Raw genomic sequence first — 18388 nt, 5'->3', positions numbered from 1 at the left:
CCGCCATCGGCAGGCGCTGCCGCGGCGAGAGTGGTTGAATTGTCGCCGTCAGCAGGCGCGCCGCCGCCATTGACGGCGGTCTGCAAGTCGGATTGGGCAAGGAAAAATCTTTGCCTGGCATCGATTGCACCGCGCAGCGACGCGAGCCGCTGCCGCGCCTCGGTGAGCAGCGCGAAGATATCGACCTGCATGCTGGAGAAGCGGAGCTGCATCTCCTCCGTGATGATTTTTCGCAAGGGGATGATCTCGCGCTGATAATGGCTGGCGATGTCGTAGCCGGAGCGATAGACCCGATAAGCATCGCGTGCCTCGGAGCGTACATTCACGGCGCGCTCGGTCAGCCGGTTGAAGGCGAAATTGTAGGTCTCCGCCGCCTGCCGCACCCGCACCTCGCCGCCGTCGAAGATCGGGATCTGGAACTGCACGTCGAAGCCGCGCTCGCGGAACGGCGCGCCTTCCGGATCCCGGGTCCGGCGGGAGATGCCGGCAAGATCGAGCAGTGTCACGAAGCGCGTCGCCTCCGTGAGGTTCAGCGACTTTGCGAGCGCGCTCAGCTCGAGCCGCGCGATCTGCAGGTCGATGCGATGGGCGACCGCGTCGGCTTCGATCGACGGCAAAGCCTGCGGCCGGCGCGGCAGCGGCGGCAGTTGATTGGGCAGCCGGAAGTCGAGGCCGCCGTCCCACAGCCCCATCAGGCGCGCCAGCTTTTCGCGCGCGCTCGTCGCCGTCTGTCGCGCGGTGGCGAGGTCGGCGGTGGTTTCGGCGTAAAACACCTGTTCTCGGGCCTGATCGAGCTTGTTGATCGAGCCAGTTTCGCCGAGCTTGACCGCGAGCTGCGCGGTTGATTCCGCCGTCGCCTTCGCATCCGTCAGCAACGCCACCATCTCGTTGCCGCCAACGGCGCGCCAATAAGCGCGGCGGACATCGGCGGCAAGCCGCAACGTCGCCAGGCTTGCGCGCAATTGCGCCTGGCGGAAACGGTCGCGGGCGATTTCCGAGCGGAACGGCAGGGTGGCGAGCGCGAGGATGTCGCCGACAATTTGACGCTCGATTTCGCTGGCGCCGTTGCCCGAGATCCGGGAGACCGAGAACACGGGATTGGGCGGCAGGCTCTGCTCGACGAGATCGGTCTCGGCCAGCGCCAGCTCGTTATAAGCGGCCTGAAGCCCCTTGTTGTTGAGCAGTGCGATCTGCACGGCGGTCTCGATGCTGAGTGTTCGCGACAGCAGCTGGCGAACGCGCGCGTCGACCGCGCCGGCTCCTTCGGTTGTTCGCACAAAGGCGACATCCTTGTTGATGGTCTGGCTCGTCAGCTCCGAGACGGCATTCATGCCGCTGTCCGGCGAGAAGGCGGCGCAGCCTGCAAGTCCAAACGAGGTGAGACCGAGCAGGCTTAGCGCGAGACGATGTGTCATGGCGCGCTCCTACCGGTCTTGCTTGAGCTGCGGCGCGACGCTCTCGTTGCGCTCGCGCCATGGTGCCGGCGTCGCGGGCCGCAGGCTGGTGTAGGGCGCAATCGTCGAACGATAGCCGGCGCGCGCGATCTTGGCCGCGGGATCGGCAGGATCAGCGCCAGCGACTTGTATCGTTGCCGGCATGCAGCCGGACAACGCCAAGGCCGTCGCGGCCAGCAGCGGCCAATTGAATCGAAAGTGTCGTCCCCGCGCCGCGGATGCAGCGGCGGACTTCGCCCCGGAAAGCGTAAGCATGAGTCATCCCTGATCTGTCTGGAGACCACAGGTGCGCGCGCGCGGATGCGCGCTCGGCCTGACGTCGTCGCGCGTCAGATCAGGCGATCGGAGGGCGGTAGTGCAGGGGCGGCGCCGCGCTGTGCAGGCTGGCCACGATCTCGGGCGAGCAGGCGGAAACCGGCTGAAGCGACTTTGCGACGCTGGGCAGGTCGGCCGGCAGCGCGCTCACGCACATCATCGCGCAGCACGGTCCCGCCGTACCCTTGCCGCCGTGATGATGAGGGGTGGGGGGCGCGTCCTGCACGGCGCCCTGATGATGCGCATGCGGCCTGGCGTGGTCATGCGAGGCGCCGTCATGCGTGTGGCCGGCCTGCATCTGGTGATGCACCGGCACGCGGTCGGCGAGAAGCGCGTCGTCGAGGCACGGTGCTGGAGCGCTACCCCAGGCGAGGCTTGCGGCCGGCGCGATCACGCAGAACAGATAGGCGAAGGCAATGAAGCGCCCCACCTTGATCCGCATCGATCGTGTCAATCGCAGCAACATTCCGCCGACATGCTCTCCGCGCCGCCGTGTTGCATGCGCTGATTTGCAAAATAATGACAAAACGCGCGTTCGCCAAGCTCCATCTTACCGCAGTGCACCGTGCATGCCCAATATCGCGCCACAATGGTTGACCCTGTGGTGATCCGCGGGCCATGGTCCCGCCCGTGCACGCACCAAATCAGTTAGGACAAACACCCGAAGCATTCACCCCTGATTCGCGTCAGGCCTGGATGCGCCTCGTCATTGCGCTTCTGATCGGCTCGATCGGCGGTGTCGGCATGTGGGCGATCGTCGTCATGATTCCCGCGGTGCAGGCCGAATTCTCCGCCACGCGCGGCGCGGTGTCGCTGGCTTTCACCCTGATGATGTTCGGTTTCGGGCTTGGCGGCGTCATCGCCGGCAGGATCACCGACCGCTTCGGCATCGTGGCGGCTATGGCGATCAGCATTGCCTTCCTCGGGGTCGCCAATGTGCTGGCGGGTCTGTCGACCCAGCTCTGGCAGTTCGTGGCGGCGTATTTCCTGATCGGGCTCGGCACGTCGGCGACCTTTGCGCCGCTGATGGCGGAGGCCTCGCACTGGTTCGAGCGCTATCGCGGCCTGGCCGTGACGATCGTCGCCAGCGGCAATTATGTCGCCGGCACGATGTGGCCGCCGCTCGTGAGCACGGGCATGCAGACGATCGGCTGGCGCTTCACTCATATCGGCATCGGCCTCGTCTGCGTCAGCCTGACGACCATCCTGGTGCTGGTCCTGCGCGCGCAGATGGGCGACGACAAGGTTCACGATCATGCCAATGCAGCGCCGCCGCGGGTCGACCTCAAGCTCTCGACCAACACGCTGACGGTGCTGCTCTCGATCGCCAGCATTTCCTGCTGCGTCGCCATGGCAATGCCGCAGGTGCATATCGTCGCCTATTGCGGCGATCTCGGATATGGCGTGGCGCGCGGCGCCGAGATGCTGTCGCTGATGATGGCCTGCGGCATCGTCAGCCGGATCGGCTCCGGCTACCTCGCCGACAAGATCGGCGGCATCCCCACACTGCTGATCGGTGCGGTGGCGCAAGGCTTTGCACTCGTGTTCTATCTGTTCTTCGACGGCCTGACCTCGCTCTATTTAATCTCCGCGATGTTCGGCCTGTTCCAGGGCGGCATCGTGCCGAGCTATGCCATCATCGTGCGCGAGGCGATGCCGGCGAGCGAGGCCGCAACCCGCGTCGGCATCGTGATCTTCGCCTCCGTGTTCGGCATGTCCTTCGGCGGCTGGGTCTCGGGCGTCATCTTCGATGCGACAGGTTCCTACGCCGCGGCGTTCGCCAACGGCGTGGCGTGGAACGCGCTCAATATCGGCATCGTCTTGACGCTGCTGATCCGCTCGCGGATCAATGCAGTCAGGACCGGTCCGGGTTTTGCGACCTAGACTGCCTGTCCCGCCTTCAGCAGCGAACAACCCGTGATCTTGTAGCTGCCGTCCGGCTGCTGCTCCAGCGTGTAGAGCGCTTCCCAGGCCTCGCCATTGGCATCGATGATATGGACGTGCTGGGCAATCCGGCTGCCCTCGCTCTTGCTGTCGCCAAATTCAAAGCTCTTGTGCCGATAGACCGGCGGATAGCCGTTTTGCACCATGGACATGAAGATGTCGGGCGCGGGGAAGATCTCCTGGATCGCAGGAGCGGCGTAGGAATAGGCCCCGCGCGCGTCGTCGCGGCCGAATGCCTGCTCCTGGGCGCGGATGATACTCTGTGCCGTCGCGACATCGTCGGCGCGCGCTGAGATGGGACCGAAGGCGACACTGAGAAAGACCAGCAAGGCGGCGATGCGCATGACAAGCTCCGCGTTGAAATCCCGGCGGCGCCGATCCTAGCACATCTCGCGGGCTATCGCTTCCGCTTTGCAGCCGGCTTCGCAGGCTTGGCGGACGCGCGGACCTTGGCTTTCATGGCAGGCTGCACCCGCAAACCGTCAACGAACACGTCGAGCATCCGCAGCACCGAGGATTGCCAGCCGGGCTGGTCGTGCATGTAGCACATGCCGAAGAACGCGCGCAGCAAGTCCTCGGGACTGATGTCCGCGCGCATCGCGCCGGCCGCGGCTGCGCGATCGAGCAGCGAGCCGATCGCCTTGGTCAGGCGCTCAAAGGAAAAGGCATGCAACTCCGACCCGCTCTGCACCGCGAGTGCCAGGGCTGCCACCATGCCCTTCTTGGTGGCAACGAATTCGACTCCTGAGCGCAGCCAGCGCCTGAGCGCGTCGACCGGGTCACTGGCGTTCTTCAACTGCTCGGCGAGCTCGCTGAGCTGCTCGACCTCGCGCCGGTACACCGCCTCGAACAAATCCTCGCGGGTCGGGAAATGCCGATAGAGCGTGCCGATGCCGACGCCGGCGCGTTTTGCGACGGCCTCCAGGCTCGCCTCCGGACCACCCGCGTTGAACACGGCCTTGGCCGCCTCGAGCACGCGCTCGCGATTGCGCACGGCATCGGCGCGGGGCTTGCGGGTCTGGTCGGTGTGCTCGTCCATCCAGGCAATGTAGATCACGAATTAGTTAGATTGAACCCTTGTGGGGCTGCATCGCGTTGATGCGCACGGGCTTTTGACGAATTCCAAATATTTCCCGCCGGCCCTTGTTAAGCGGAGGCTGCCTCCGTATCTTCGCTGAAGACGCTGGCTCGGATGATATTCGGACGGCGCGGAATCGACGGCGGCCACGGCGGTGGCGCGCTGCACGATCACTCATGTCTATACCTGATCGGAGCCTTGTATGAACCACTCCATCAGCCTCACCGTGAACGGTGCACGGCGCGACTTCGTCCTCGACGATCCGCGCGTCACGTTGCTCGATCTCCTGCGTGAGCGCCTCCATCTGACCGGAACCAAGAAGGGATGCGACCGCGGCCAATGCGGCGCCTGCACCATTCTCGTCGACGGCAAGCGCATCAACTCCTGTCTCGCGCTGGCCATCAGTCATGACAGCGCCGACATTCTCACCATCGAGGGCGTGGCGCGCGGCGACCAGCTTCACCCCGTGCAGGCCGCTTTCATCGCCCATGACGGATTTCAGTGCGGCTTCTGCACGCCCGGCCAGATCATGAGCGCGATCGGCATGATGAGCGAGGCGCAGGCCGGCAACGATCCCGAGCGCATTCGCGAATGCATGAGCGGCAATCTGTGCCGCTGCGGCGCCTATGCCGGCATCGTCGATGCCGTGCTCGACGCGCAGGCCGGCATGGACGAATCCAATCAGAGGCGCTCCGCATGAAGCAATTTGATTACGTCAGGCCGGCCACGGTTGCCGAGGCCGTCGCCGCCGCGACGCAGCCGGGCGCCGCCTATCTTGCCGCCGGCACCAATCTGCTCGATCTGATGAAGGGCGGCGTCAGCCGTCCGGATCGTCTGGTCGACGTTACCCATCTCGACGGACTCGATCGGGTCGAGCGCCTCGCCGACGGTGGTATCCGCATCGGCGCACTAGTGAGTAACGCCGATCTTGCGCATGACGCAGATTTTGCCAAGGCCTATCCGGCCGTCGCCGAAGCGCTACTCTCCGGCGCATCGGCGCAGCTGCGCAACGCCGCGACCATCGGCGGCAATCTGCTGCAACGGACGCGCTGTGCCTATTTCTACGACACCGCAAGTCGCTGCAATAAGCGCGAGGCCGGCAGCGGCTGCGACGCTCGCGACGGCGAGAACCGCACCCACGCCGTGCTCGGCTGGAGCGAAAACTGCATCGCCACGCATCCGTCCGACTTCTGCGTGCCGCTGGTTGCGCTCGACGCCATCGTCGAGATTGAGGGCAGGAACGGGCGGCGCGAGATCGCGCTCGACGAATTGCATCGCCTGCCCGGCGATACGCCCGAGCGTGAATCGGCGCTTGAACCGGGTGATCTCATCGTCGCGGTGCGCCTGCCGCCCGCTGCGCGCGGCTTTGCCGCTCATGCGCGCTATCTCAAGGTCCGCGACAGAACGTCCTACGCGTTTGCCGTCGTCTCGGCTGCCGCTGCGCTGCGGATCGAGAACGGCAAGATCGCGGAGGCGCGGCTTGCGCTCGGCGGTGTCGCCGCAAAGCCCTGGCGCGCCCGCGCTGCGGAGGATGTGCTCAGGAACGTCGCGCCCACGGTGGACGCTTTCCAGGAAGCCGCCTCGCGCGCGCTCGCCGACGCAAAACCGTCCGGCGACAACGCCTTCAAGATCGAGCTCGCGCGCCGCATCGTCGTACGCGCGCTGAGCCTCGCCGCCGCCGGTACGCCCGTGCGCATCCCCGCGCTGCCGGCCTCTCCCTTTGCCTCGACGTCCGGAGCCATTCATGCCCGAGCTTAATCTCACCAGCGCGCCCGCTCATCTGCGCCACGGCTCGAACATCGGCCAGCCGCTGACCCGCCGCGACGGGGTCCTCAAGGTCAAGGGCCAGGCGACCTACGCCGCCGACAATCATCCGCCCGGCATGCTGTTTGCGGTGATGGCCGTTTCCAGCATTTCGCGCGGTCGCGTGACTTCGCTCGATGTCGCCGCTGCCAAGCGCCACCCCGGCGTCGTCGATGTCATGACGTCAGACCACAAGCCTGAGCTTGCGATCGACCCCGAGATCAAGACCAATCCATTCGTGTTCCGGATGGAGGTGTTGCAGAGCAATGAGGTCCGATACGCCAACCAGCCTATCGCCGTCGTGATCGCCGAGACGCTGGAGGCGGCGACGGAAGGCGCGGCGCTGCTGGCGCCGCGCTACGAGACGCTGCCCGCGCTCATCGGCCTCGATGCGGGTGAAAGCTTCGTGCCGCCGGTCGTCGGTGTCGGCAACCCCACGGAAAATCACCGCGGCGATGTCGAGGCGGGGCTTGCCTCCGCCGACAAGCGGATCGACGCGATCTACGAAACGCCGCCGCAATATCACAACGCAATGGAGCCGCATGCGATCGTGGCTGCCTGGAACGGCGACAGTCTGCAGATCGACATGCCGACCCAGGGTCTCATGCTGTCGCTGGCGCGCGTTGCCGAATTGTTCGGCATCGCACACGACAAGATCCACATCCGCAGCCCGTTCCTCGGCGGCGGGTTCGGCTCGAAGGGGCTCATGGCCGGCCCTCCGGTGCTCGGCATTATGGCGGCAAAGCTCGTCGGCAAACCGGTCAAGCTGGTGCTGCGCCGTGAGCAGATGTACGGCCCGGTCGGCCATCGCGCGCCGACGCGGCAGCGGCTGCGCATCGGCACAGATGGCGAGGGGCGCCTGACCGCGCTCGATCACCATGCGAGGACCGTGTCGAGCACGTTCGACGATTTCTACGAACCCGCGGCTGATGCCTCGCACACGCTCTATGCGGCGCCCGCGATCCGCACCTCGCATGATGCCGTGCGCGTCAACACCGGCACGCCGTTGTTCATGCGCGCGCCCGGCGAGGCCACCGGCTCGATCGCGCTAGAGAGCGCGATCGACGAGATGGCGTGGGCTTGCGGCATCGATCCGCTCGCCTTTCGTCTGAAGAACTATGCCGAGGTCGAGCCCATCACCGGCAAGCCGTTCTCGTCCAAGGCATTGCGCGCCTGCTACGAGCAGGGAGCGGCGCGCTTCGGCTGGGCGAAGCGATCGCTCCAGCCGCGGCAGATGCGCGACGACGATGGCCTTCTGGTCGGCTGGGGCATGGGCACCGCGACGTTCCCGGCGCTGATGTTCCAGGCCGAGGCACGCGCAGTGCTTCGCCGCGACGGCTCCGGCGCCATGGAAATCGGCGCGCATGACATGGGGCAGGGCGCCTGGACGGCGCTGGCGCAGATTGCGGCCGACGAACTGGGGCTTGATATCGACCGCGTCGAGTTCAAGGCGGGTTCATCCGACCTGCCCGATGCCGGCATCGCCGGCGGCTCGGCACACACGGCAACCGCGGGTGCCGCGATCCACAGCGCAGGCGCGGCCGTGATTGCAAAACTCGCCGATCTCGCCACCAACGATGAGCGCTCGCCGCTGTTTGGCGCCGGCAATGCCGGCGTGATCGCGCGCGATGGCAGGTTGATCCGGCGCGACGACGAGAGCCGCGGCGAAAGCTATTCCGAGATTCTCGCGCGCGCCGGCGTCGCCGAGCTCGAGGCGCGCGGCACGGGCGCGCCGAATCCGGCGGCGATGGAGGAGTATGCGATGCACGCCCACGGCGCGGTGTTCGCGGAGGTGAAGGTCGATCCCGAGCTCGGCCAGGTCCGCGTCACCCGCATGGTCGGCGCTTTCGCCGCGGGACGCATCGTCAACCCGCGTATGGTGCAGAGCCAGCTGTTCGGTGGCATGATCTGGGGCCTGTCCTTCGCGTTGCACGAGGAAGCCATCACCGACCGCCGCACGGGCCGGATCATGAACGCCAATCTCGGCGAGTACCATATCCCGGTGAATGCCGACGTGCCGCCGCTCGACGTGATCACGGTCGATGAGCACGACCCGCACGTGAACGCGCTCGGTATCAAGGGTGTCGGCGAGATCGGCATCACCGGCAGTGCGGGCGCGGTTGCCAACGCGGTGTGGCATGCGACGGGCGTCCGTGTCCGCCGTTTCCCGATCCGGATCGAGGAGTTGCTGACGTAGCCTTTAAGCAGCGGCGGGCGAGGCCGTCTCGCTCTCCGCCTGCTAGTGCAGCTTCTTGCGAAGAGCCTTGAGCGCTTCTCGCTGCGACTCGATGTAGTTCGCGATGGCCTTGCGCAGCTCCTCCGAATGGAGCTTGTCGTTGTCGCGCTGCACTTCATCGAGTGCGGCCTCTGCATTTGCGAGCGTGATCTTCATAGCGAGCCCTGTTACGAAGCGGCTCCGGAAAGCGGAGGCTGCTTGGCTATGGCTCGAAATATATAGAGGATCAGGCTGCGGAAATTGAGATGGCTCAAGCTCCGTAAGATACCGGTGGCTCCGTAGGATCGCGGATAACTTCAAAATGTCGGCGGTGTGCAGGCCGAGATCACCTCGCACGGCTTGCCGCCGACGCAGCGGAAGCGATGCGGACGCCGGCTCTCGAAGTAATAGGCATCGCCCGGATTGAGGATGCGGCGCTCGTCCTCGACGGTGACTTCGAGCTTTCCCGAGATCACGATGCCGCCTTCCTCGCCGTCATGGACGAGGTGAACGCGCCCGGTGTCGCTGCCGGGCTCGTAGCGCTCCTTCAGAATCTGCAGGCTGCGACCGAACAGATTGTCGCCGATCTGCCGATAGGAGATCGGCTTCTTGCCGACCTCGGTCAGCTCTTCGCCGCGGTAAAATATCTTGCGCCGGCTCTCCGGCTCCAGCGCGAAGAATTCGGCGAGCCCCATCGGAATGCCGTCGAGGATGCGCTTGAGGGCGCCGACCGACGGGTTCATCTGGTTGGATTCGATCAGCGAGATCGTCGAATTGGTGACGCCGGCGCGCTTGGCGAGTTCGCGCTGCGACAGCTTCTGGCGCGCCCGGATGAATCGCAGCCGTCCACCGATATCGACGCTCATGTCCCTGTCCCGTGTTGCAGGTGTTGCGGATCGCGCAAATATGGACCGGCAGCCCCAGTTAAATCAATGGCTTGCAGCCTCTCAGAAAAGGACTTGTTGCGCTATTCAAGCCGTGCCTCTGGTAGCAGGTCAGCAAAGGAGCGTGGCCCGTGACCCTTCATCAGATTCCGAACACCATCAAGACCGACTCGTTCTGGATGCCGTTCACGGCCAACCGGCAATTCAAGAAGGCGCCGCGCCTGTTCTCCTCGGCCGAGGGCATGCACTACACCACCGTCGACGGCCGCAAGGTGATCGACGCCTCCGCCGGCCTCTGGTGCGTCAATGCCGGCCACGGCCGCAAGCAGATCGCCGCCGCCGTCGAGCGCCAGCTGATGACGCTGGACTTCGCACCGTCGTTCCAGATGGGCCATCCGCTGGCATTCGACTTCGCCGAGCGTCTGGCCGAGATCGCGCCGAAGGGTCTCGATCGCATCTTCTTCACCAATTCCGGCTCCGAGTCGGTCGACACCGCGCTGAAGATCGCGCTCGCCTATCACCGCGCCAACGGCCAGGCGAGCCGCACCCGTTTGATCGGCCGCGAGCGCGGCTATCACGGCGTCGGCTTCGGCGGCACCTCGGTCGGCGGCATGGTCGCCAACCGCCGCGCCTTCGCGACCCTGCTGCCGGGCGTCGACCACATCCGCCACACCCACGATCTCACCCGCAACGCCTTCGCCAAGGATCAGCCCGAGCATGGCGCCGAGCTCGCCGATGATCTCGAGCGGTTGGTGGCCCTGCATGGCGCCGAGACCATCGCCGCCGTCATCGTCGAGCCAGTGCCCGGATCGACCGCGGTGTTGCCGCCGCCGAAGGGCTATCTCCAGCGCCTGCGCGAGATCTGCGACAAGCACGGTATTCTCCTGATCTTCGACGAGGTCATCACCGGCTTCGGCCGCCTCGGCACGCCGTTCGCCGCCAACTTCTTCGGCGTCACGCCTGACATGATGACGACGGCCAAGGGCATCACCAACGGCACCGTTCCCTGCGGCGCCGTGTTTGCGAGCCGCAAGGTTCACGACGGCCTGATGGTCGGCCCGGAGAACGCGATGGAGCTGTTCCACGGCTACACCTATTCGGCGCACCCGGTCGCCTGCGCCGCGGGCATCGCGACGCTCGACATCTACAAGGATGAAGGCCTGCTGACGCGCGGTGCTTCGATCTCTGAATACTGGCGCGACGCGCTGCATTCGCTGAAGGGCCTGCCTAACGTCGTCGATATCCGCAATTGCGGCCTGATGGGCGCGGTCGAGCTGTCGCCGCGTGACGGCACCGTCGGCGTGCGTGGCTACGACGTCATGGTCGACTGCTTCAATCGCGGGCTGTACTTCCGCATGAGTGGCGATAGCTTTGCGCTGTCGCCTCCGCTCATCGTCGAGAAGAGCCACATCGACGATATCGTGTCGATCCTCGGCGACGCCATCAAGCAGGTGGCCTGATAATTGCTCTCGCCGTTGCCGAGTTCCTCTTGCAGCGGCGAGCGTGATGCCGCGGGAGTTTGACCAAGCGTGAAAGTTCTGATCCTCGGCAGCGGTGTCATCGGTGTCACCTCTGCCTACTACCTCGCGCGTGCCGGCCATGAGGTGACGGTTGTCGACCGTCAGCCCGAACCGGCGCTCGAGACCTCCTTTGCCAATGCCGGCGAAGTGTCGCCCGGCTATTCCTCGCCGTGGGCCGGTCCCGGCGTCCCGGTGAAGGCGGTCAAATGGCTGCTGATGAAGCACGGCCCGCTGGTGATCCGGCCGAAGCTCGATCCCGTGATGTGGGTCTGGCTGCTCAAGATGCTGCGCAACTGCACCAGCGAACGCTACGCGATCAACAAGAGCCGGATGATTCCGATCGCGGAATACAGCCGCGATTGCCTGCGCGACCTGCGCCGCGACATCGGCATCCAGTATGACGAGCGCTCGCAGGGCACGCTGCAGCTGTTTCGCTACCAGGCCCAGCTCGACGGCACCGGTGAGGACATCGCCGTGCTCAAGCAATACGGCGTGCCGTTCGAGGTGTTGAGCCGCGAGGGCTGCATCGCGGCCGAGCCGGCTCTGGCGGGCGTGAAAGAGAAGGTCGCGGGCGGACTACGCTTGCCGCAGGACGAGACCGGCGACTGCCACATGTTCACGCAGGCACTGGCCAAGCATGCCGAAGCGCTCGGCGTGCGCTTCATGTTCAATACCGGCATCGACCGCATCGTCACCGACGGGGCGCGCGTCAGCGGCGTCGCGACCAGCGCTGGGATGTTGCAGGCAGACGCTTACGTGCTCGCGCTCGGAAGCTGGTCGTCGCGGCTGGTCGCGCCGCTCGATATTTCGCTGCCAGTCTATCCCGTGAAAGGTTATTCGATCACGGTACCGATCAAGGACGCTTCCGGCGCGCCGGAATCGACGGTGATGGACGAGAGCTATAAAGTCGCCATCACGCGCCTCGGCAATCGCATCCGCGTCGGCGGCACCGCCGAAATCTCCGGCTTCTCGAGCCAGCTCTATGGTGCGCGACGCGCCACGCTCGATCACTCGCTGACCGATCTGTTCCCGCGAGGCGGCGATCTCTCCAAGGCGACGTTCTGGAGCGGCCTGCGCCCGATGACGCCGGACGGCCCGCCCGTGATCGGCCCGACGCAATACGCCAACCTTCACCTCAACACCGGCCATGGCACGCTAGGCTGGACCATGTCCTGCGGCTCCGGCCGCGTGCTCGCCGACATGCTGTCAGGCAAGAAGCCGGACATTGATGTGAGTGCGCTGACAGTGGACCGGTACAAGTACCGGTTTGGCTAAGACTCTATCCTCCCGTCATTGCGAGGAGCTCTCGCGACGAGGAATCCAGAGTGTCTCCGCGGTGAGAATGTGGATTGCTTCGCTTCGCTGGCAATGACGGCTGCGCTACGCCGTCCCCGTCACGCAATTCACCCACAGCACCACCGCCTTCGCGTCATTGGCTGGATTTGAAAACCGGTGCGGCCGACGGCTTGCAAACCGAAAACTGTCGCCCGTCTTCAGCGACCACGTCTCGCTGTCCACCGTCAGCATCATCTCGCCTTCGAGAACGAGGCCGGCTTCCTCGCCGTCATGGGTGTAGAGCTCGTCACCGGTGGAGCCGCCCGGCTCCAGATGCACCAGGAACAGGTTGAGCCGGTTGTCGGGGCTGGCGGGGCTCAGCAACTGCTTGGACACGCCGGTGCGCCAGAGCTTCAGCTCGGGCCGCTGCAGTCCGCGCGTGACCACCTGATCTGGTGCACCGTCGGCGTTCGGGCTGGCGCCGAACAGCGCGGCGATGCCGACGCCGAGCACGTCGGCGAGCGTGGCCAGCACGCGCAGCGACGGCGACGACAGTCCGCGCTCGATCTGGCTGAGGAAACCGATCGACAGCTCCGTGCGCGAGGCGACCGTCTCGAGCGAGAATTGCCTGATGCGCCTGAGATCGCGAATGCGGCGGCCGACCGCAACATCCATCGCCGGCTCGGCCGCTTTGGCGATAGCCCGGGCGGAGGCTTTCACCTTCACCTTCTTCACCGGCTTTGCGGCGGCCGGCCTGTGCATTCTCTTGCCACCGCTCACGTCAAACCGCTTCCTTCATGTGCATGAAAACCACTTGCATCGGCCGCAGAAGTGTGACCAAATTTTCATACTGGTGAAAATAGGCCGAAACGGCTTTGCCCGCAACGTCTGCGATGAACGAGGTTTGCGAGCGCCGCCATCGGTCGGGCCCAAGGGGGATGCGATGAAGCGTTTTGGTCTGGCCGCGCTCGCGGCACTCGCGATTGCCGCAGCAGCGCCGGCTTCGGCGCAGCAAGTGCTGAAGGTCGGCTCGACGCCGACAGGCATTCCCTTCACCTTCCTCGACACCAAGACCAATAGCATCCAGGGCATCATGGTCGATCTCGTCACTGAAGTGGGCAAGGATGCCGGCTTCAACGTGCAGATCGAGCCGATGCAGTTCTCGGCCCTGATCCCGTCGCTGACATCAAGCAAGATCGACATCATCGCGGCCGCGATGTTCATCACAGCGCCGCGCAAGGAGGTCGTCGACTTCTCCGACCCGATCTACACCTATGGCGAAGGCCTCGTGGTCCCCAAGAGCGACACCAAGGCCTACGCCACCCAGGACGATCTGAAGGGCGAGACGGTCGGCGCTCAGGTCGGCACCGCCTTCGTCGACGCGCTGAAGAAGTCCGGCCTGTTCGCCGACGTCAAGGCCTACGACACCATCCCCGACATCCTGCGCGACGTGAACACCGGCCGCCTCAAGGCCGGTTACGCCGACTATCCGATCCTCGCCTACAATCTGAAGCAGGGCGGCTTCCCCGAGGTGCGCCTGGTCGATGGCTACAAGCCCGTCACCGTCGGCTCGGTGGGCATCGGCGTGCGCAAGGGCGAGGCCGCGCTGCTCGGCAAGATCAACGCTTCGCTCGCCAAGCTGAAGGCCAACGGCACCATCGACAAGATCCTCGATAAATGGGGTCTGAAGGCACAGGGTTGATCGGCAGAGGCCATCGATGAAAGCTGATCGATGAAAGGCTTCTGGCACGACGCGGCCGAATTCTTCCCGATCCTGATGAGCGGCGTCGCGCTGACGATCGTCGTCACCATCGGCTCGCTGCTGCTTTCGACGGTTCTTGGCCTCGTCTGGGCGATGATGCGGGTCTCCGGCATCCGCGTCCTGTCGCTGCTCAGCGCCAGCCTGATCAACGTGATCCGCGGCATTCCGATCATCGTGCTGTTGTTCTACCTCTATTTCGTGATGCCCGATCTCGGCGTTACCCTGTCCGCGTTGCAGGCCGCGATCCTCGGGCTCGGCATCGCCTACTCGGCCTATCAGGCGGAGAATTTCCGCGCCGGCATCGAGGCCATCGACAAAGGGCAGATCGAGGCGGCGCAATCGATCGGCATGGGCTGGTGGCTGACCATGCGCCGGGTCGTGCTGCCGCAGGCGGTGCGGATCGTGCTGCCGCCCTATGGCAACGTCATGATCATGATGCTGAAGGACTCTTCGCAGGCCTCGACCATCACGGTCGCCGAGCTCGCCCTTCAGGGCAAGCTGATCGCGTCCTCGACCTTCAAGAACACCAACGTGTTCACGCTTGTCGCGCTGATGTATCTCACCATGAGCATTCCGCTGATCCTGCTGGTCCGTCACTTCGAGAAGCGGGCCGGCAAGAAATGATCGAGTTGACCGACGTCCACAAGAGCTTCGGTGCGAACGAGGTGCTCAAGGGCATCACGGCGTCCGTCCAGAAGGGCGAGGTGGTCTGCATCGTCGGCCCCTCCGGCTCCGGCAAGTCCACCATCTTGCGCTGTATCAACGGTCTCGAAAGCTACGACCGCGGCGAGATCAGCGTCGAGGGATTGAAGGTCGACCGCGACGCGCCGTCGATCGTGAAAGTCCGCACCCAGGTCTCGATGGTGTTCCAGCGCTTCAATCTGTTTCCGCACCGGACGGTGCTGGAGAACGTGGTTGAAGGTCCGCTCTATGTGAAGCAGGAGCCACGCGCTGCCGCATTCGAGCGTGGCCGCGCGCTGCTCGCCCAGGTGGGCCTTGCCGAGAAAGCCAACGAGCATCCGCCCCAGCTCTCCGGCGGCCAGCAGCAGCGCGTCGCGATCGCACGGGCGCTGGCGATGCAGCCCAAGGCCATCCTGTTCGACGAACCGACCTCGGCGCTCGATCCTGAATTGGTCGGCGACGTTCTCGGCGTGATGCGCAAGCTCGCCGACGACGGCATGACCATGGTCGTCGTCACCCATGAGATGGGCTTTGCCCGCGACGTCGCCGACCGCGTGCTGTTCATCGACGGCGGCGTCATCGTCGAGCAGGGGCCGGCCAAGTCGCTGCTCAATCAACCCCAGCATCCGCGCACGCAGGACTTTTTGCGCCGCGTGCTGCATCCGCTCTGACCGGTCTTCGCCATGACCACGCGCCTGCCTCTGCCGCCGTCCCTCTACGCCGACACCGCCGTCGTGCCGCCGACTACGCCGCCGCTCGACGTCGACAGGACGGTCTCGGTCGCGATCGTCGGCGGCGGCTACACCGGCCTGTCCACGGCGTTGCACCTGGCGGAGCAGGGTGTCGAGGCACTGGTGCTGGAGGCGCAGGAGCCGGGCTGGGGCGCATCCGGCAATAATGGCGGCCACACCAATCCGGGACTGAAGCACGACCCCGATCAGATCGAGGCCGATTTCGGCGCTGAGCTCGGCCGCCGCATGATCGACTTCTCCTACGGCACCACGAATTTTACGCATGATCTGATCCGCCGTTACCAGATCCCGTGCGAAGCGCGGCAGAACGGTACGTTGCGCGCGGCCTATAACGAGGCCAGCGCGGCCGCCATCGAGAAAACCGCACAACAGTGTATCGCCCGCGGAATGCCGGTGTCGTATCTCAATCGCGAGCAATTGCGCGGGATGACCGGCACGGATCGCTATATCGGCGCCATGCTGGATGCGCGCGGCGGCGATCTGCATCCGCTCAGCTACGCCCGTGGTCTCGCGCGTGCTGCAATCTCGGCAGGCGCGAAGGTGCACGGCGAAACACCCGCACTATCACTCCGTCGCGAGGGCAGCCGCTGGCGCATCGAAATGCCGCGCGCGGTGGTGCATGCCGACAAGGTGCTGCTCGCGACCAACGGTTTTACCGACGATCTCTGGCCGGCGCTTCGCCGCACCATCGTGCCGGTGTTTTCCTCGATCGCGGCCACGGCCCCGCTCTCTGACGACGTGGCCCGTTCGATCATGCCGACGCGTCCCGTCCTTTACGAGAGCGGCCACATCACCGTCTATTACCGCATCGATCAGCAGAACCGCCTCTTAATGGGGGGCCGCGGCCCGATGCGCTGGATCAGTTCGCCGCGCGACGTCGCCTATCTCATGCGATACGCCGAACGGCTATGGCCGCAGCTCAAGGGCGTGGCCTGGACCCATGGCTGGAACAGCCGGCTCGCCATCACCGCGGATCATTACCCGCACGTGCACGAGCCCGCGGACAACATCCTGATCTCGCTCGGCTGCAACGGTCGCGGCGTCGCGCTCTCGACCGCGATGGGCGCGCAGCTCGCGCGGCGTCTGATCGGCGGCGCCAAGGCCGAGCTCGACATGCCCGTCACCGGCATCAAGCCGATCCCGATGCATGCCTTCTGGCCGGTCGGCGTGACGACGGCAGTGATCGCTGGTCGCCTGCGCGACCGGCTGGGGATCTAGGCTCAGCCCTCCGCCACCGCGTCGGCCCAGGGCTGGAAGATCTCGACCGCGCCGGAATTGGTGTCGCCGTCGCGCATCACGACGCTCGGGCAGGCGAACTTCTGCGGCAAGGACTGCACCCGCGCTTCCTCATAGTCGAATCGCGCCGCGAGCGTCTCGCGTGTGTCCGCCGGCAACCTGGTATCGCCGATCACGATCGCGCCTTCGCTGGCGTCGATGCGCGGTTGATGGATTGCGGCATCGAGATCCATGCCAAAATCCATCGCAAACGACACGATCTGCATCACCGACGGGAGGATGCGGCGACCGCCGGAGGCACCGACCGCGAGCCGTCTGCCGTCCTTGGCCTCGGCGATGACGGGCGTGTAGTTGGTGAGACAGCGCTTGCCAGAGGCGAGCGAGTTGGTGGTGCCTGGCTTCGGGTCGAACCACATGATGCCGTTGTTCATGGCGATGCCGGTGTGCGGCGTGACGTATTTCGAGCCGAAGGACGACAGCAGCGTCTGCGTCACCGCCGCGATGTTGCCGTGGCGGTCGACCACGGAGAAGTGCGTGGTGCAGGCGGGCGCCAGATAGTCCGCGCCGAGCGAGCGCTTGCCGTCGGCATCGCCCATATCCTTGAGCCGCTCGCGATAGGCCGATTGCAGCGCGGCGGCATATTCGGCATAGGCGCCCGCATCGGGCGCGCTTCCCGGCTTCAGGTTCTGCTGCAACAGGCGCAGCGCATGCGCCATGGTCGGTCCGGCCGTCAGCTCCGGTGTCGCAAACACCTTGCCGCCGCGATAGGGGATCGCCAGCGGATCGCGCAGATGGGCTCGGAACGCGGCGAGGTCCTCCACCGATAGCGCGCCGCCGTCAGCCTTGATGTCGGACGCGATGCTCCTGGCGAGGTCGCCCTGGTAGAAATCGCGCGGACCGGCGTCGGCGAGGTGCGCCAGTGTCGCCTTCAGCGTGTCCAGCGGCAGCCGCGTCTCGGACTTGATGCCCCACGGCGCGCTCGGCGGGAGGCCGTCCTTCAGGAACGTTGTCGCGCTCGCGGGATAGCGCCGAAGATCGGACGCCGATGCCGCGATCGTCAGCGTGGTCCACCAATCGACCAGCAGGCCTTCGCCGGCGAGGGCGACGGCCGGCGCGACCAGATCGTTCCACGGCAGCCTGGCGTGACGGCGATGCGCCTCCTCCATGCCGGCGACGACGCCGGGCACGGCGATCGAGCCGGGGCCGTGGATGTTGCGGTCGTCCTTCACCCGCTGCCAGGGAAACAGGTCGGAAGCCGCGCCTTCGCCGCTGAGCGGATAGTCGGCGGCGCGCAGGCTTTGCGGCGCGCACATGCCGTAGTCGATCACCTCGTAGAGATTTTCCGCGGCACGGTAGAGCACCATCCCGCCGCCGCCGCCCATGCCGCTGTTCCAGGGCTCCAGCACGTTAAGCGCGAAGGTGGTGGCGACGATCGCGTCCACACAGTCGCCGCCCGCCGCCAGCACTTG

General features: G+C 65.6%; 19 protein-coding genes. 10 read left to right on the top strand and 9 right to left on the bottom strand.

From position 1 onward, the window contains the following. The 3 genes from IVB32_RS32200 to IVB32_RS32190 form a co-directional block, all read right to left on the bottom strand. A partial coding sequence (locus tag IVB32_RS32200; RefSeq protein ID WP_247412662.1) for a TolC family protein occupies nucleotides 1–1415 on the bottom strand: 1415 nt, incomplete at its 3' end. A gap of 9 nt (nucleotides 1416–1424) precedes the next feature. Then, nucleotides 1425–1709, bottom strand: coding sequence for a hypothetical protein (locus IVB32_RS32195; protein WP_018455708.1), 285 nt, complete (start codon nucleotides 1707–1709; stop codon nucleotides 1425–1427). 79 nt (nucleotides 1710–1788) lie between these two features. Next, nucleotides 1789–2211: a hypothetical protein gene (locus IVB32_RS32190; protein ID WP_247372433.1), complete on the bottom strand. Its 423-nt coding sequence runs from the start codon at nucleotides 2209–2211 to the stop codon at nucleotides 1789–1791. A gap of 176 nt (nucleotides 2212–2387) precedes the next feature. Here IVB32_RS32190 and IVB32_RS32185 point away from each other — a divergent pair, with 176 nt between their 5' ends. Further along, entirely contained in the window at nucleotides 2388–3653 is a 1266-nt protein-coding gene (locus IVB32_RS32185) for an MFS transporter (RefSeq protein WP_247412661.1), read from the top strand. On the opposite strand, the gene IVB32_RS32180 is transcribed toward IVB32_RS32185, so the two are convergent. Both IVB32_RS32180 and IVB32_RS32175 read right to left on the bottom strand, forming a co-directional pair. After that, nucleotides 3650–4057 carry a DUF4864 domain-containing protein gene (locus IVB32_RS32180; RefSeq protein WP_247372437.1) on the bottom strand — a complete coding sequence of 136 codons (408 nt, stop codon included), beginning with the start codon at nucleotides 4055–4057 and terminating at the stop codon, nucleotides 3650–3652. The genes IVB32_RS32185 and IVB32_RS32180 overlap by 4 nt on opposite strands. A 53-nt stretch (nucleotides 4058–4110) precedes the next feature. After that, nucleotides 4111–4752, bottom strand: a complete 642-nt coding sequence (locus IVB32_RS32175; RefSeq protein ID WP_247372583.1) for a TetR/AcrR family transcriptional regulator — start codon at nucleotides 4750–4752, stop codon at nucleotides 4111–4113. A gap of 241 nt (nucleotides 4753–4993) precedes the next feature. On the opposite strand from IVB32_RS32175, the gene IVB32_RS32170 reads away from it, so the two are divergent. Genes IVB32_RS32170 through IVB32_RS32160 form a run of 3 tightly spaced genes read left to right on the top strand, consistent with a single transcriptional unit; the run spans nucleotide 4994 to nucleotide 8791 of the window. Further along, complete coding sequence (locus IVB32_RS32170) at nucleotides 4994–5491, top strand: 2Fe-2S iron-sulfur cluster-binding protein (RefSeq protein ID WP_204513706.1); 498 nt, start codon at nucleotides 4994–4996, stop codon at nucleotides 5489–5491. Further along, nucleotides 5488–6549: a xanthine dehydrogenase family protein subunit M gene (locus IVB32_RS32165; protein ID WP_247372440.1), complete on the top strand. Its 1062-nt coding sequence runs from the start codon at nucleotides 5488–5490 to the stop codon at nucleotides 6547–6549. The genes IVB32_RS32170 and IVB32_RS32165 overlap by 4 nt, the downstream gene beginning before the upstream one ends. Further along, nucleotides 6536–8791, top strand: a complete 2256-nt coding sequence (locus tag IVB32_RS32160; protein ID WP_247372442.1) for a xanthine dehydrogenase family protein molybdopterin-binding subunit — start codon at nucleotides 6536–6538, stop codon at nucleotides 8789–8791. The genes IVB32_RS32165 and IVB32_RS32160 overlap by 14 nt, the downstream gene beginning before the upstream one ends. Nucleotides 8792–8833: 42 nt before the next feature. Here IVB32_RS32160 and IVB32_RS32155 read toward each other — a convergent pair whose 3' ends face one another. After that, nucleotides 8834–8986 carry a hypothetical protein gene (locus IVB32_RS32155; RefSeq protein ID WP_018455699.1) on the bottom strand — a complete coding sequence of 51 codons (153 nt, stop codon included), beginning with the start codon at nucleotides 8984–8986 and terminating at the stop codon, nucleotides 8834–8836. A gap of 140 nt (nucleotides 8987–9126) precedes the next feature. Further along, nucleotides 9127–9675, bottom strand: coding sequence for a cupin domain-containing protein (locus IVB32_RS32150; protein ID WP_007600574.1), 549 nt, complete (start codon nucleotides 9673–9675; stop codon nucleotides 9127–9129). 149 nt (nucleotides 9676–9824) lie between these two features. On the opposite strand from IVB32_RS32150, the gene IVB32_RS32145 reads away from it, so the two are divergent. Further along, nucleotides 9825–11153, top strand: coding sequence for an aspartate aminotransferase family protein (locus tag IVB32_RS32145; RefSeq protein WP_247372444.1), 1329 nt, complete (start codon nucleotides 9825–9827; stop codon nucleotides 11151–11153). Nucleotides 11154–11222: 69 nt separating this feature from the next. Then, nucleotides 11223–12488: a D-amino acid dehydrogenase gene (locus tag IVB32_RS32140; protein WP_247372446.1), complete on the top strand. Its 1266-nt coding sequence runs from the start codon at nucleotides 11223–11225 to the stop codon at nucleotides 12486–12488. Between the two features lie 105 nt (nucleotides 12489–12593). On the opposite strand, the gene IVB32_RS32135 is transcribed toward IVB32_RS32140, so the two are convergent. Then, complete coding sequence (locus IVB32_RS32135; protein WP_018455696.1) at nucleotides 12594–13250, bottom strand: XRE family transcriptional regulator; 657 nt, start codon at nucleotides 13248–13250, stop codon at nucleotides 12594–12596. A 181-nt stretch (nucleotides 13251–13431) separates the two neighbouring features. On the opposite strand from IVB32_RS32135, the gene IVB32_RS32130 reads away from it, so the two are divergent. Genes IVB32_RS32130 through IVB32_RS32115 form a run of 4 tightly spaced genes read left to right on the top strand, consistent with a single transcriptional unit; the run spans nucleotide 13432 to nucleotide 16901 of the window. After that, a complete protein-coding gene (locus IVB32_RS32130) occupies nucleotides 13432–14190 on the top strand; it encodes an ABC transporter substrate-binding protein (RefSeq protein ID WP_018455694.1) in 759 nt (252 codons plus the stop codon). 30 nt (nucleotides 14191–14220) lie between these two features. After that, nucleotides 14221–14874, top strand: coding sequence for an amino acid ABC transporter permease (locus IVB32_RS32125; protein ID WP_018455693.1), 654 nt, complete (start codon nucleotides 14221–14223; stop codon nucleotides 14872–14874). Then, complete coding sequence (locus IVB32_RS32120) at nucleotides 14871–15602, top strand: amino acid ABC transporter ATP-binding protein (RefSeq protein WP_018455692.1); 732 nt, start codon at nucleotides 14871–14873, stop codon at nucleotides 15600–15602. The genes IVB32_RS32125 and IVB32_RS32120 overlap by 4 nt, the downstream gene beginning before the upstream one ends. Before the next feature lie 12 nt (nucleotides 15603–15614). Beyond that, nucleotides 15615–16901, top strand: a complete 1287-nt coding sequence (locus tag IVB32_RS32115) for an FAD-binding oxidoreductase (RefSeq protein ID WP_204513709.1) — start codon at nucleotides 15615–15617, stop codon at nucleotides 16899–16901. A gap of 2 nt (nucleotides 16902–16903) precedes the next feature. Here the strand turns inward: IVB32_RS32115 and IVB32_RS32110 are convergent. Continuing rightward, nucleotides 16904–18388, bottom strand: a 1485-nt coding sequence (locus IVB32_RS32110) for a gamma-glutamyltransferase (RefSeq protein ID WP_247412660.1), incomplete at its 5' end; no start/stop codon positions are given.

The sequence above is a fragment of the Bradyrhizobium sp. 23 genome (genome assembly GCF_023073295.1).
Taxonomy (GTDB): Bacteria; Pseudomonadota; Alphaproteobacteria; order Rhizobiales; family Xanthobacteraceae; genus Bradyrhizobium; species Bradyrhizobium canariense_D.
The sequence above is the reverse complement of the archived record's forward strand: the minus strand, read 5'-3'. Positions and strand labels throughout refer to the sequence as shown.